This window comes from Proteus sp. fly-1089, assembly GCF_040138965.1.
Classification (GTDB): Bacteria; Pseudomonadota; Gammaproteobacteria; order Enterobacterales; family Enterobacteriaceae; genus Proteus; species Proteus vulgaris_B.
In genome coordinates, this window is sequence record NZ_JBEETS010000001.1 from 91,950 (window position 1) to 105,447 (window position 13,498).

A 13,498-nucleotide genomic window follows, 5' to 3' on the forward strand; every position below is an offset into this window, starting at 1 on the left:
GTATAAAAGATTGTGATACCAATTACATCAATAACTACCACCAAGTGAGAGAGTGAGTTACTATGTGATCAGGTTAACAAATTGTCAGTACATTGATACTGGCAGGTTTATTTTCAGACGGGAGTTATTTTCATGTCAAAACAGCAAATCGGCGTGGTTGGTATGGCAGTAATGGGACGTAACCTAGCGCTAAATATTGAAAGCCGCGGTTATTCTGTTTCTATCTACAACCGCTCAAGCGATAAAACTAATGAAGTTATCGCTGAAAATCCAGGTAAAAAACTGGTTCCGAATTATTCTATTGAAGAGTTTGTTGATTCGTTAGAAAAACCGCGCCGTATCTTATTAATGGTAAAAGCGGGTGAAGCAACGGATAAAACAATTGCTGCATTGACACCGCATTTAGATAAAGGCGATATCCTTATCGATGGCGGAAATACATTCTTTAAAGACACTATTCGTCGTAACCGTGAGTTATCAGCGCAAGGCTTTAATTTCATCGGCACTGGTGTTTCTGGCGGTGAAGAAGGTGCATTAAAAGGCCCTTCAATCATGCCTGGCGGACAAAAAGAAGCTTACGAATTAGTCGCGCCAATCCTTGAAAAAATTGCGGCTGTTGCTGAAGGCGAACCTTGTGTGACTTATATCGGTGCTGATGGCGCGGGTCACTATGTGAAAATGGTTCACAATGGTATTGAATATGGCGATATGCAATTGATCGCAGAAGCCTATTCCGTATTAAAACACTCTTTAGGTCTGACTAATGAAGAATTAGCAGAAACTTTCACTGAGTGGAATAAAGGTGAATTAAGTAGCTACTTGATTGAGATTACCGCTGATATTTTCCGTAAAAAAGATGATGAAGGTAAATACCTTGTTGATGTTATCCTTGATGAAGCTGCAAACAAAGGTACCGGTAAATGGACCAGCCAAAGCTCTTTAGACTTAGGTGTACCTGTTACTCTTATCACTGAATCTGTGTTTGCTCGTTATATCTCTTCATTAAAAGATCAACGTGTTGCGGCATCTAAAGTATTATCAGGCCCAACCCCTAAAGCATTCTCTGGCGACAAAAAAGCCTTTATTGAAAATGTTCGTCGTGCACTGTATTTAGGAAAAATTGTTTCTTATGCGCAGGGTTTCCAACAACTGAAAGCGGCATCAGATGAATATAACTGGGATTTAAACTACGGTGAAATCGCGAAGATTTTCCGTGCGGGTTGTATCATTCGTGCGCAATTCCTGCAAAAAATTACAGATGCATATAATGAAGATGCAAGTATTGCAAATCTGCTGTTAGCGCCTTACTTCAAACAAATCGCGGATGATTACCAACAAGCGCTACGTGATGTTGTTTGTTACGGTGTACAAGCTGGTATTCCTACGCCAACATTCTCTGCTGCTATTTCTTACTACGATAGCTATCGTGCAGAAGTATTGCCAGCAAACTTAATCCAAGCACAACGTGACTACTTTGGTGCACATACGTATAAACGCACTGATAAAGATGGCGTATTCCACACAGAGTGGATGGAATAAGTAAGATTAAATATTAAGTTATATCTCGATTAATATAACAAATAAAAGGTGCTTATTAATGAGCACCTTTTTTATTTTGAGCGATTAAATTCAATTACAGCCTCGTCTCTTTGCTGGTCTATATAAGATGCTAAGTCATTTACATGGATCATCCTAGGTGATTTTTGACTATCATTTAAGCGATATGTTGGTATCGGTAATTCACCTGCATTAGCTTTTCTTCCTGCTTTAGGTTTTCTTACTTATCAAGGAGTTCTCAGTTTTACATCAAGTCCATTTGTTTCCGCTAACGTTAAGAGTGCTTTTTCTAAATCACTAACAGCGCTAAGAACTAGTGCAGTTGAAGCAATGTCAGTTGCGCCAAAGCTTGCTAGGGTTACAGGTGTTGGAATTGCAATCGAAGGATTGTGGCCAAGTAGCAATATCATGTCTACTCAAGCTGAAATGGCTTTATTGAATAATTATGGCATTTTGGATAGGGATATATTTGATAGAAATAAAGCACGCAAAGTTACCACAATGCCTGCGGATATTGTTACTAATCAAATTAGTGATATTGGTAAAAAAAAATCATTAAGCATACATACTCAGGTCATGTCTGCTTTAGATAAGAATACTGGAAAGCAACGAAGCATTGTATCTACAGGTCAGGCTATTAGTATTCCAATCGTAAAGGCAACAGCAACAAGCACACCTAACATTTATACAGCCCCTATTATTACGGGGGCAAAGCCAGTACGCATTAGCGTTTCTGAAAACAAAGCAGATAAAAATAAACAAGTAGTCATCAACGCTAAGCCCAATGCTGGATATTATATCCCTTCATCTAAATTAAAGACCCATCATGCCATTGTTGATTTTGGTGGTAAACATGAAGCTCTTTATGTCTCTATTATTGATGTCATTGATGTCAATAATGAAAAGCAAATAGTAGAAACAGAATGGGCTGAATGGTCGACACTGCATCCGTTAGAAGCTGCATTATTAGAGCTTGAAGAAGCGAAGAAAAGATTAGCTAATATTGATAAACATTATCAGGCTCAAGTCGCTGTTATTAATAAACTCAAAGCTACGCCAGAAGGTTTAGCATTAGCAGATCCTGTTAAAAATCCTCTAGTTTATTCTCAAAACTATAAACAAAAAGAAGCGCTAAAAAATATTGAAATTTCACTTAATAATAAGAGGTTTCTATCTATTTTACTTAAGGATGGAGTCAAAAGTTATTTAGGAAATGTCGTTAATGAAGCAGTAAAAGAAAATATAGTCACTGGTTGGCAAATATTACTATTTTCTGCTCTTCATAATAGACTGGCAGACCAAGTGTTAGCAATGCATACTCAAATCGAAGATGCAAAGAAAAAATTGGCCCCCATTCTTGAATCGCGAAAAAAAGCAGAAGGAAAGAAAAAAGCCGCTGAGGATAAGCTTAAGGCTGAGCAGGATAAAAAACGCCAGGGCGTTAAGGAAAAAGGCCATGGTTACCATGAGCCACCGAAAACTCAAGATATTAAGGGATTGGGGGAATTAAAAGAAAGCAAGCCCAAAACACCTAAGCAAGGCGGAGCTGGTAAACGAGCTCGTTGGCTCGGGGATAAAGGACGTAAAATTTATGAGTGGGATTATCAGCATGGTGAAATTGAAGGTTATCGTGCTAGCGATGGACAACATATTGGGGCATTTGACCCGAAAACGGGTAAGCAACTTAAACCGGCAGATCCGAAACGCAATATCAAAAAATATTTATAAGGAGATGACAAATCATGGGATTGAAATTAAGAGTTTATTGGTTCGATAAAAAGACAGAAGACTTTATTGGTGAAGAATATTCCAAAGATTTTGGAGATGACGATTTTTTAATTGGAGAAACGGTTAATCCAAAAAATGAGAATATTATCAATAATGGTGAGTTTGACTTGGAAAAAGAATGGATAGATACAATTCAAAAGCATATAACTCATAAAATTGAACAAAATAAGTATGATTATTTTATTGCTTTTGCTTACCGAGATAAGTGGTAATTAATTATCGTCAGGGATGAAAGGAAGGCGAATACCCGTTACTCACGGATGAGTGGCGGGTATTCATTAACTGGCGTGTTAATATCGTGGGTAACATCTATCCTACAATAAGAGAATGAGAATAGATGTAAATCATAAGGCTGAATTTATTTATTAGTGAGCATGTTATATTTGTCATGTAACGTTTGGGGGAACAGTTCAGTGTAAACTTGCCAGAGGGTTGTAAGTGACTTGTGCTACTTCCTCTATACTAAATCTTGCCTCAAATAAACGACTAGCTCCTTCACGTCTAAGGTCGTGATATCGGAAGTCAATAATTCCCAGTTTATCCCTAACCTTGTGAACACCTTTAGATACAGACTGAGAATTATATGGAAAAATCCTATCATTAGTTTTGCTTTGTCGGCTCAAAATTTCCCAAGCTTCACCAAGTAAAGGCACCACCATGTGATTGCCGATTTTTTTCTTGGATCTTTTCTATCTATAACTAAAACCGAACGACTAGCATAATCGACATCAGTCCATAAAATCTTACAGACTTCACCTATTCGCATACATGAAAGTATAGAAAACATAAAAATATCCCTGTATGGAATAATATCTATTTAAACTTACTTTAAAACTAAGCTTAATATGCATGTTAATTAACTGAAATCGTCTATTTTAATTATCTTTATTTCCTATGGGCAGATTTTTCTAATAGAGGTATTGCTCTTTCTTCTCCCCAGCTTTGTAGTGCAGCTAAAACGTGAGAGAGTGATTCTCCGTCTTCACTTAATTTATATTCAACTTTGGGTGGAATTTCGGCATATACTTTGCGCTCAATAAGCCCATCAGACTCAAGTTCACGTAATTGTTTAGTTAGCATTCTAGGCGTTATTGAAATAAGTTTTCTTTTTAGTTCATTAAACCGCAGTATTTTCCCCTGTAAATGGTAAAGGATCATGCCTTTTCCTTTACCTCCCATTAGCTCTAAAGAAGCCTCAACCGGGCATCCATCATAGGTATAGTTGTTATATCTGTTCTTTTTGACAGTATCCATTTGTATCCTATATACATAAATTGTGCGTACTTGCTAGATGGTAAATTATTATTAAAATAGCACAGATACAAGTGTCTTATTTGGAATAGGTGTAATAAATGAATTTATTAAAGATATTAAAAACACGTTATGCGACAAAACATTTTGATAAAAATAAAGTGATCCCTGAGCAAGAGTTAGAACAAATAAAAGCATTATTACAACTAAGCCCATCAAGTGTGAATACTCAGCCATGGCATTTTTTTATAGCAAAAAGTGATGAAGCAAAGCAGAAAATTGCGGGATCAACAGAAGGCGGATATGAATTTAATAAAGAGAAAATATTAAGTGCTTCACATGTTGTGGTTATGTGTGCAAAAAATACTTTATCTGAAGAATATCTCTCTCATCTGCTTGAATTAGAAGATAAAGCTGGACGATATTCTACAGCAGAATTTAAAGAGCAGAATAAACTTGCTCGATCATTTTTTGTTAATTTACATGAAAAGCAACTTGATGATTTATCTCATTGGATAGAGAAACAAGTTTATTTAAATATGGGCTCTTTGTTATTAGGAGCTGCAACGTTAGGAATTGATGCTTTACCAATGGAAGGCTTTGACCTATCAAAAATAGATTCAACATTTTCTTTAAATGATAAAGGCCTCCATGCCGTGGCAATTGTTGCATTAGGCTATAGAGAAGAAGATGATTTCAACTACAATTTGCCAAAATCAAGATTGCCACAGAGTGAAATTATCACAGATATTTAAATTTTAAGTTTTTGATTTAAACCTCACTTTATTAAGTGAGGTTTTCTCGTGATATTTTTTATTTTGTGTTTTATTAAGAAATATAAAAACTATTGTTCAGATGCTTTTATATAGTGTGTTTTTTCATTTATTTTATCTGATACTAAATCAGAATCTAGCTTAGTTTCTATTGATACATTTCCACTAAAAACATCATTCATTCTCTCTTTGTCTAATGCATTTTCCCAGCGAGCGACAACAATACAAGCGCAAGCATTACCCACAAGATTAGTTAATGCGCGACATTCTGACATAAAACGATCAATACCTAGGATCAAAGCCATACCGGCAACGGGAACGCTAGGAACAACCGATAATGTTGCGGCAAGAGTAATGAAACCAGCTCCAGTAACACCTGCTGCACCTTTTGAGCTGATCATGGCAACAAACAGTAATGTAATTTGCTCTGTTAACGACAAATCAACGCCTGTTGCTTGAGCGATAAATAATGCCGCCATGGTCATATAGATATTAGTACCATCCAAATTAAAGGAATAACCAGTAGGAATAACTAAACCAACGACTGATTTTTTACAGCCAAGTTGTTCCATTTTACTCATTAATGTGGGCAACGCAGCTTCAGATGAAGAGGTGCCTAATACCAACCAAAGCTCATCTTTTATGTATTTAATTAAAGAGAGGATAGAAAAACCATTATATTTAGCAACAGCACCTAAAACTACCAACACAAAAAGTAATGCAGTTAGATAAAAAGTAATCACCAACAACATTAAATTACCAATGGAAGAAATGCCGTATTTGCCTATAGTAAAAGCCATTGCACCAAAAGCACCAATAGGCGCTAACTTCATTAGCATACCAACCATCTTAAAAACCGGATCGCAAAGATGCTGTAAGAATTTTAATACAGGTTCACCTCGTGAGCCTATTGATGCTAATGCCAAACCAAAAATCACAGAAACAAACAGCACTTGTAAGATATTGCCGTTAACTAATGGGCTAACGATAGTATCAGGGATGATATTCATGAAAAAATCAACAAGAGAAGAGCTGTGTGCCTGAGTGACATACATTTCTACTCGGCTACTGTCTAATGATTCAGGAGAGATATTTAAACCATCACCAGGGCGAATAATATTGGCAGTGATTAATCCAATAACAAGTGCAATTGTAGAAAATGTAAGAAAGTAAATCATCGATTTACCCGCTACTTTTCCAACGGCTTTCATATTGTTCATACCAGCAATGCCGGTTACTACGGTTAGAAAAATAACAGGAGCAATGATCATTTTTACTATTTTGATAAATCCATCACCTAACGGTTTGAAAGATTCACCAATATCAGGATAAAAATGGCCTAATAAAATACCGAAAATGATAGCTATAATGACTTGGATATATAACACACGATAAAAGGGGAGCTTGCGGGATGAAGTCTGCATAAAAATTCCCTGTAACTGAAAGATATTGACTAAATAAAAAAGAAATTATGATGTAAATTATTATTTACATTTATTTTGTTGTGACAGGTAACTTAAAGGTATGAGTAAACTAGGTCAATAAAATAAAGTTGATTTTATCAAATATTGTGCTCTTCATCTAAAAAATTAGATTTTAATTCCTATTTTTGTATTTTTTTTGAAATTTATTTAACTTAAACGTTAGGTTAATAAAATTATTTTTTTGTTTATTTTTATTGTGCTTATTTAATGACATGTATATTTAAATCGATTTTAAAGTGAATAAGAAAAGAGAAATGTAAATAAAAGTGGACGAGGAAAAATTAGTTTAAGAGGTAATAAGCAAATTATTTTTATTCTTAGGTTTATTATGGAAAGTATGTACCATTCACAAAATCCGTAATAAAAATAAATTCTAACCAACAAACAAAGAAAAATTCAGAAAGAATAATAAAGGCGAATATTGAGCGGAATTCTGAGATATCTCGTATTAAAATAAACAGAGAGGTATTATGATTGCAGAAAATAGAAATTTTAGTGAATATCTATTTTATTAGTTCTTTTAGTTTGTTCATAATATTATTTCTTATTTATAAATTATAAAAAAATAAGTATTTATTTTTGAAGGTAATAGATATGAAAAATAGAAGAGCACATAAGTGCTCTTCTATTGATTATAAAAAATACTTTTTATTTCACTGGGATTTTAATTGCATTATCAGATTCAATTTCAATAGCATCTAATGGAGCATCTTCAATAAATTCACTTGATGTTCTACCACTAAAGACATCATTCATTCTTTCTTTATCTAAGGCATTTTCCCAACGAGCAACCACGATGCAGGCGCAAGCATTGCCCACAAGATTGGTTAATGCACGACACTCTGACATAAAGCGGTCAATGCCTAGAATTAATGCCATACCTGCAACAGGAACACTTGGTACAACGGATAAAGTTGCAGCTAAAGTAATAAAGCCTGCACCAGTAACACCAGCAGCACCTTTTGAACTTATCATTGCGACTAAAAGCAGTGTAATTTGTTCTGTTAATGAAAGGTCGATACCAGTAGCTTGTGCAATAAATAAAGCTGCCATGGTCATATAGATGTTAGTGCCGTCTAAGTTAAAGGAATAACCTGTTGGAATAACTAAACCGACAACTGATTTTTTACAACCTACATTTTCCATTTTACGCATTAAGCTAGGTAAAGCCGCTTCTGAAGAAGATGTCCCTAATACTAACCAAAGCTCATCTTTTATATATTTAATTAAAGAGAGAATAGAGAAGCCATTATATTTTGCAACAGCACCTAACACGACAAGAACGAATAATAATGAAGTTATATAGAAAGTCAGAACAAGTAATACCAAGTTACTGATTGATGAAATACCATATTTACCAATGGTAAAGGCCATTGCACCAAAAGCACCGATAGGGGCTAATTTCATTAGCATACCGACCATTTTGAATACAGGTTCAGAGAAGTTTTGTAAAAATTTAAGAACCGGTTCACCACGAGCACCGATAGACGCTAAGGCAATACCAAAGATCACAGAAACAAATAGTACTTGTAAAATATTCCCATTAACCAATGGGCTAATAACCGTATCAGGAATAATATTCATTAAGAAGCCAACAATTGAAGAGTCATGCGCTTTTGCTACATAACTTTCTACTTTGCTCGCATCTAATGAGGCTGGAGAAATATTGAGACCATCACCAGGGCGAATAATATTTGCAACAATTAAACCGATAATTAATGCAATGGTAGAGAAAGTAAGGAAGTAAGCCATGGATTTACCCGCGACTGTACCTACCGCTTTCATATTATTCATACCAGCAATACCCGTTACGACAGTTAAGAAGATAACCGGTGCGATGATCATTTTTACGATTTTAATAAAAGCATCACCAAGTGGTTTAAATGATTCACCAACGTCAGGATAGAAGTGACCAAGTAAGATACCGAGTAAAATAGCAACAATCACTTGCACGTATAATACTTTATAAAGCGGTTGTTTTTTAGTTGAAGTTTGCATGAAAGTGTCCCTGCACCTATTGGTACATTATTTATATATTTATAAGTTAGAAAAAGACAGAGTTGTAAATAAAATTTTACATTGTTGTAATTTTATTGATGCTAACTTAAATGTACGAGTAAATCAGGTCAATAACATAAAATCTATTTAGTTAATTATTGAGTGCTGAATCGAAAAAAATAGTAAAAAAATTCTATTCCGTACATTTTTTAGTGTTAAATGTAACCGAATATGGAATTTAAGAGATAAAATCTACCTTTTAAATGATTGTTAGTATTAAATCTTGGCGAGGTTTTTGATCAGATAATTTAAATATTGCTTTTGGCGTGTAAATCTATATATACAATAAGAATTGATATTATTATAACAATTACCCTTAGCTGAATGATGACGAGGGTAATTGTTAAAAATAAATTAGCTCTTTTTATTACTCACTTTATTCTTCACGAATAAAAGAAATTAATTCAGGTTGTGCAATTCGTTTATAATCTTGCGTATTAAGAATAATTGAGCGTTCTAATGTACCCGCATTAAAAGCGAGTTCATCAAAGCGTTCAAAAAGTAGCGGGTCAGCCACAAGCTTTAACGCTGGGTGAAAACTAAAGGGAGGGATAGCACCAAATACACATTGGGTAAGATCATCAACTTCCTTAGGGCTTGCTAGAGACGCTCTAGTTCCACCAATTTGATGCGCAAGTTTTGATAGATCGGCTTGTTTATCAGCGGGTAATATTGCAAGAACATGTTGTTTAATACCGTTACCTTTAATATGGCAAACAAGTCCTTTTGCTCCCTGTCCTAATTGTGTTCCTCTTATTTTTGCAACTTCTTCAGAACGACCTGCGGTAGGGTGTTCCATTACACGGTAAGTAGCATTATTTTGATCTAATAAAGCAGTCAGTTGCTCAAAAATAGTCAAAGACATCAATGACTCCTGATTAATAAGTTATTTATTTAAGGTCATTATACGACTTTAAAAAAAATATTCTGCTGTGATGTTTATGATTGGTTTTGATTATTTTGATAAGCTTTTCAAATTATTTTGTTACAAATGATAATATGTTAATAGTATTATCCTATTGAATTAATAGGGTAATTGGGCTTCTTTATTTAATTACCTGTAATAACATGACAAACAAATTGATATTTATTCATTATCTTGATGATGATCAATTTAAGAACAAAAAGAATAGAACATATTAAAACATAGATTTAATTACTAAAAAGGAAGTCAATAATGGCAGTTTCAACATTCTATATCCCTTCTGTAAATAAAATTGGTTCGGGTTGTCTGGCTGAAGCGGTAAGTTCAATGAAAGACTTTGGCTTTCATAAAGCACTTATCGTCACTGATAGTATTTTAAATCAACTGGGTGTTGTTGATAAAGTCAGTAAGTTACTGACAGAAGCTGGTATTTCTAGTGTAACTTATGATGGTACTGCACCAAACCCTACGGTTGAAAACGTAGAAGCAGGTTTAGCTCTGCTGAAAGAAAATCAATGTGACTGTGTGATTTCTTTAGGTGGTGGCTCTCCACATGATTGCGCTAAAGGTATCGCGTTAGTGGCTTCTAATGGCGGAAAAATCGCTGATTATGAAGGTGTTGATCGTTCTGCAAAACCTCAATTACCTTTAATTTCTATTAATACTACCGCAGGTACGGCTTCTGAAATGACGCGTTTTTGTATCATCACTGATACTGCTCGTCATATTAAAATGGCTATCGTTGATAAAAACGTTACCCCAATCTTGTCTGTAAATGACTCAGAATTAATGATTGGTATGCCAAAAGGCTTAACCGCAGCAACAGGTATGGATGCATTAACTCATGCTGTTGAAGCGTATGTTTCAATTGCCGCAAACCCAATCACTGATGCGTGTGCATTAAAAGCAGTTACTATGATCAGTGAGTCTTTACGTAAAGTTGTTGATAACGGCGGTGATGAGCAAGCACGTGAAAATATGGCTTACGCACAATTCTTAGCGGGTATGGCATTTAATAACGCTTCTTTAGGTTATGTGCATGCTATGGCTCACCAATTAGGTGGCTTCTATAATTTACCTCATGGTGTGTGTAATGCAGTGTTATTACCTCATGTTCAAGCTTATAACATCCAAGCTGCCGCGGGTCGTTTAAAAGATATCGCACAAGCAATGGGTGTTGATGTTTCTGCAATGAGCGATGAGCAAGGCGCTAAAGCGTGTATCGAAGAAATTCGTAAAATGGCTAAAGATGTGGGTATTCCAGCAGGTCTGAAAGAATTAGGCGTAAAAGAAGAAGACTTCAAAACATTAGCTGAAAATGCGCTGAAAGATGCTTGTGCAATCACTAACCCTGTTCAGGGCACTGAAAGTGATGTTATCGAGTTATTCCGCCAAGCAATGTAATACTCAAGAAATAAATAACAACTAATCTTTGTTATTTTTATGTCTTAACTGAGTAATAAAAGCACCTCAAAATCTCATGAGGTGCTTTTTTGTTTATGTGTTATTTTCTCGTTTGGTAGCTCTAGATAGGGCTAATTAGCTAGAAATTATTCAGCTTTTTTATGACGCTCTTGCAAGCAACCAATGACATCAGAGAGTGATAATGATTGGTCTTGTAACAATACCATTAAGTGATAGAGCAAATCAGAGGCTTCATTTCTTAGCTCTTCTCTATCATTAACTGTGGCAGCTAATGCGGTTTCTACACCTTCTTCTCCGACTTTTTGAGCTATTCGTTTTGTACCACTGGCGTAAAGACGGGCAGTGTAAGAGCTATCTGGTGAGGCATTTTTACGCTCACGTAATATATTTTCCAGCTCATAGAGAAATCCCCACTGGCTTTGTGCAGGAGCAAAGCAACTCTCAGTGCCATTATGGCAAGTTGGTCCAATCGGATTCGCTAAAATAAGTAAAGTATCATTATCACAGTCAGGATAAATATTGACTAACTTGAGAAAATTGCCTGATGTTTCACCTTTTGTCCATAAACGTTGTTTAGTGCGAGAATAGAAAGTGACATTTCTACTTTTTAGTGTCACATCTAGCGCTTCTCTATTCATGTAGCCTAGCATTAATACATCACCTGAAATGGCATTTTGGATAATAACAGGCATAAGATTATCCACTTTTTCCCAATCTAATTGCGCTAATGTTTCACTATTCATTATATTCTTACCTTAACGTCATTTTCTGCAAGATATTGTTTTAATTCGTTAATGTTAATAATTTGTTTGTGAAAAACAGACGCTGCAAGTGCGCCATCAACATTGGCTAATTTAAAGGCATCAAGAAAGTGTGACATCTCGCCAGCACCACCAGAAGCAATAAGAGGTACATCGGCAACTTGGCGTACTTGAGCTAATTGTTTCAAGTCATAACCTTGTCTGACACCATCTTGATTCATCATATTTAAAACAATTTCACCCGCGCCTAGCTTCTGAACTTCACGTACCCAATCAAGTGTTTTCCAATGTGTTTGTTGAGTGCGTTTTTCATCCCCAGTGAATTGATAAACTAGGTATTCACCTGTTTTTTCATCAAACCAAGTATCAATGCCTACAACAACACATTGAACACCGTAACGTTCTGCTAAGCGTGAAATCAATGTTGGATCAGAAAGTGCGGGGGAGTTGATTGAAATCTTATCTGCCCCAAAAGAGAGAATTTTTCCTGCATCCTCAACGGAACGAATGCCACCAGCAACACAAAATGGAATATCAATGACTTCAGCTACACGTGACACCCAGCTTTTATCAACAACTCGACCATCAGAAGAGGCGGTAATATCATAAAATACAAGCTCATCAGCGCCTTCTTTGGCATAGCGTTCAGCAAGAGGAACAATATCACCAATGATTTCATGATTTCGAAATTGAACACCTTTAACAACTTGTCCATCACGAACATCAAGACAAGGAATTATGCGTTTTGCCAGCATGATATCGCCTCTTTTAATGTAAATTTGCCTTCTAATAATGCTCTACCAACAATAATACCAGCGACGCCAGATGCCGGAAGTGCTGCGATATCTTGTAAATTACCAATACCACCAGAAGCTTGAAATAAAATGTCAGGAAAACGTTGGCTAATTTCTGTATACAATTCAACGTTAGAGCCTGTTAATGTGCCGTCACGAGAAATATCAGTACACAACACATGTTTTAACCCGACACTTTGATAAAGTTCGATGATCTCTTCGAGGGTATAAAGAGAATTCTCTTGCCAGCCACTCACCGCTACCCATTTTTTGCCTTGTTTATCAATACGAACATCAAGGGCTAATACAATGCTATCTGCGCCATAACGCTCAAACCAAGTTTTTACCATTTCGGGCTGACTGATCGCGGTAGAGCCAATAACAACTCTACTTGCTCCTGCATCGAGTAATGATTTCACATCAGCTTCAGTGCGAATACCTCCACCTACTTGTACTGGTACATTCACACAAGCAACAAGCTCTTTTAATAGTGAAATTTGGCGAGCTGAAGGATCTTTTGCACCCGTTAGATCTACTAAATGAAGCAGTTTTGCACCGTCTCTTTCATATTGTTGATAACGAATCAGCGGATTATCATCGTAATCGCGTTGCTTGGCGTAATCACCTTGATGAAGACGGACGACTTTCCCGTCAATCAAATCTAATGCTGGAATGATCATAA

At 35.8% G+C, this 13,498-nt stretch carries 13 protein-coding genes and 2 pseudogenes; 5 read left to right on the plus strand and 10 right to left on the minus strand.

Translation table 11 applies throughout. From position 1 onward, the window contains the following. The first annotated feature begins 132 nt into the window (after positions 1 to 132). Complete coding sequence (gnd, locus tag ABN080_RS00440; RefSeq protein ID WP_023581264.1) at positions 133 to 1,539, plus strand: NADP-dependent phosphogluconate dehydrogenase; 1,407 nt, start codon at positions 133 to 135, stop codon at positions 1,537 to 1,539. 71 nt (positions 1,540 to 1,610) lie between these two features. Here the strand turns inward: gnd and ABN080_RS00445 are convergent. Both ABN080_RS00445 and ABN080_RS00450 read right to left on the minus strand, forming a co-directional pair. Next, positions 1,611 to 1,760, minus strand: a pseudogene (locus ABN080_RS00445) (pyocin activator PrtN family protein); the annotation flags it as partial. A gap of 24 nt (positions 1,761 to 1,784) precedes the next feature. Next, positions 1,785 to 1,967, minus strand: a complete 183-nt coding sequence (locus tag ABN080_RS00450; RefSeq protein ID WP_349439443.1) for a hypothetical protein — start codon at positions 1,965 to 1,967, stop codon at positions 1,785 to 1,787. Between ABN080_RS00450 and ABN080_RS00455 the strand changes: the two genes are divergently transcribed. Both ABN080_RS00455 and ABN080_RS00460 read left to right on the plus strand, forming a co-directional pair. Continuing rightward, entirely contained in the window at positions 1,888 to 3,285 is a 1,398-nt protein-coding gene (locus ABN080_RS00455) for a colicin E3/pyocin S6 family cytotoxin (protein WP_349440091.1), read from the plus strand. The two genes, ABN080_RS00450 and ABN080_RS00455, sit on opposite strands and share 80 nt — an antisense overlap. Before the next feature lie 14 nt (positions 3,286 to 3,299). Continuing rightward, positions 3,300 to 3,557, plus strand: a complete 258-nt coding sequence (locus tag ABN080_RS00460; RefSeq protein ID WP_036894997.1) for a colicin E3-like toxin immunity protein — start codon at positions 3,300 to 3,302, stop codon at positions 3,555 to 3,557. A gap of 146 nt (positions 3,558 to 3,703) precedes the next feature. On the opposite strand, the pseudogene ABN080_RS00465 reads toward ABN080_RS00460, so the two are convergent. Together ABN080_RS00465 and ABN080_RS00470 are read right to left on the minus strand one after the other, a co-directional pair. Next, positions 3,704 to 4,153, minus strand: a pseudogene (locus tag ABN080_RS00465) (tyrosine-type recombinase/integrase); the annotation flags it as partial. A 77-nt stretch (positions 4,154 to 4,230) separates the two neighbouring features. Then, positions 4,231 to 4,599, minus strand: coding sequence for a winged helix-turn-helix transcriptional regulator (locus ABN080_RS00470; protein WP_072069721.1), 369 nt, complete (start codon positions 4,597 to 4,599; stop codon positions 4,231 to 4,233). Between the two features lie 98 nt (positions 4,600 to 4,697). On the opposite strand from ABN080_RS00470, the gene nfsB reads away from it, so the two are divergent. After that, positions 4,698 to 5,351 (plus strand): oxygen-insensitive NAD(P)H nitroreductase, encoded by a 654-nt coding sequence (gene nfsB / locus ABN080_RS00475; RefSeq protein ID WP_349440092.1) that lies wholly within the window; start codon positions 4,698 to 4,700, stop codon positions 5,349 to 5,351. Positions 5,352 to 5,440: 89 nt separating this feature from the next. Here nfsB and ABN080_RS00480 read toward each other — a convergent pair whose 3' ends face one another. The 3 genes from ABN080_RS00480 to ABN080_RS00490 form a co-directional block, all read right to left on the minus strand. Further along, a complete protein-coding gene (locus tag ABN080_RS00480; protein ID WP_349440093.1) occupies positions 5,441 to 6,793 on the minus strand; it encodes a dicarboxylate/amino acid:cation symporter in 1,353 nt (450 codons plus the stop codon). A 708-nt stretch (positions 6,794 to 7,501) separates the two neighbouring features. Then, positions 7,502 to 8,851, minus strand: a complete 1,350-nt coding sequence (locus ABN080_RS00485; RefSeq protein ID WP_072069718.1) for a dicarboxylate/amino acid:cation symporter — start codon at positions 8,849 to 8,851, stop codon at positions 7,502 to 7,504. A 436-nt stretch (positions 8,852 to 9,287) separates the two neighbouring features. Then, positions 9,288 to 9,776 carry a YbaK/prolyl-tRNA synthetase associated domain-containing protein gene (locus tag ABN080_RS00490; protein ID WP_349440094.1) on the minus strand — a complete coding sequence of 163 codons (489 nt, stop codon included), beginning with the start codon at positions 9,774 to 9,776 and terminating at the stop codon, positions 9,288 to 9,290. Between the two features lie 312 nt (positions 9,777 to 10,088). On the opposite strand from ABN080_RS00490, the gene yiaY reads away from it, so the two are divergent. After that, positions 10,089 to 11,240, plus strand: a complete 1,152-nt coding sequence (gene yiaY, locus ABN080_RS00495; protein WP_072069716.1) for an L-threonine dehydrogenase — start codon at positions 10,089 to 10,091, stop codon at positions 11,238 to 11,240. Between the two features lie 146 nt (positions 11,241 to 11,386). Here the strand turns inward: yiaY and hisIE are convergent, their stop codons facing one another. The 3 genes from hisIE to hisA are packed head-to-tail and all read right to left on the minus strand — an operon-like array spanning position 11,387 to position 13,496. Next, positions 11,387 to 12,004, minus strand: a complete 618-nt coding sequence (gene hisIE / locus ABN080_RS00500) for a bifunctional phosphoribosyl-AMP cyclohydrolase/phosphoribosyl-ATP diphosphatase HisIE (RefSeq protein WP_082151811.1) — start codon at positions 12,002 to 12,004, stop codon at positions 11,387 to 11,389. Then, entirely contained in the window at positions 12,004 to 12,777 is a 774-nt protein-coding gene (hisF, locus tag ABN080_RS00505; protein ID WP_109400805.1) for an imidazole glycerol phosphate synthase subunit HisF, read from the minus strand. The genes hisIE and hisF overlap by 1 nt, the downstream gene beginning before the upstream one ends. Next, on the minus strand, positions 12,759 to 13,496 hold the full coding sequence (gene hisA, locus ABN080_RS00510) for a 1-(5-phosphoribosyl)-5-[(5-phosphoribosylamino)methylideneamino]imidazole-4-carboxamide isomerase (protein ID WP_349440095.1): 738 nt from the start codon (positions 13,494 to 13,496) through the stop codon (positions 12,759 to 12,761). Before hisA ends, hisF begins: the two co-directional genes overlap by 19 nt. Between the last annotated feature and the right edge of the window lie 2 nt (positions 13,497 to 13,498).

Bases quoted from the DNA above. Each gene is read 5' to 3' on its own strand.
- yiaY (WP_072069716.1), top strand. From the start codon at position 10,089: ATGGCAGTTTCAACATTCTATATCCCTTCTGTAAATAAAATTGGTTCG.
- ABN080_RS00460 (WP_036894997.1), top strand. From the start codon at position 3,300: ATGGGATTGAAATTAAGAGTTTATTGGTTCGATAAAAAGACAGAAGAC.
- ABN080_RS00490 (WP_349440094.1), bottom strand. From the start codon at position 9,776: ATGTCTTTGACTATTTTTGAGCAACTGACTGCTTTATTAGATCAAAAT.
- ABN080_RS00470 (WP_072069721.1), bottom strand. From the start codon at position 4,599: ATGGATACTGTCAAAAAGAACAGATATAACAACTATACCTATGATGGA.
- hisIE (WP_082151811.1), bottom strand. From the start codon at position 12,004: ATGAATAGTGAAACATTAGCGCAATTAGATTGGGAAAAAGTGGATAAT.
- ABN080_RS00455 (WP_349440091.1), top strand. From the start codon at position 1,888: ATGTCAGTTGCGCCAAAGCTTGCTAGGGTTACAGGTGTTGGAATTGCA.
- hisA (WP_349440095.1), bottom strand. From the start codon at position 13,496: ATGATCATTCCAGCATTAGATTTGATTGACGGGAAAGTCGTCCGTCTT.
- ABN080_RS00450 (WP_349439443.1), bottom strand. From the start codon at position 1,967: ATGATATTGCTACTTGGCCACAATCCTTCGATTGCAATTCCAACACCT.
- ABN080_RS00485 (WP_072069718.1), bottom strand. From the start codon at position 8,851: ATGCAAACTTCAACTAAAAAACAACCGCTTTATAAAGTATTATACGTG.
- hisF (WP_109400805.1), bottom strand. From the start codon at position 12,777: ATGCTGGCAAAACGCATAATTCCTTGTCTTGATGTTCGTGATGGACAA.
- gnd (WP_023581264.1), top strand. From the start codon at position 133: ATGTCAAAACAGCAAATCGGCGTGGTTGGTATGGCAGTAATGGGACGT.
- nfsB (WP_349440092.1), top strand. From the start codon at position 4,698: ATGAATTTATTAAAGATATTAAAAACACGTTATGCGACAAAACATTTT.
- ABN080_RS00480 (WP_349440093.1), bottom strand. From the start codon at position 6,793: ATGCAGACTTCATCCCGCAAGCTCCCCTTTTATCGTGTGTTATATATC.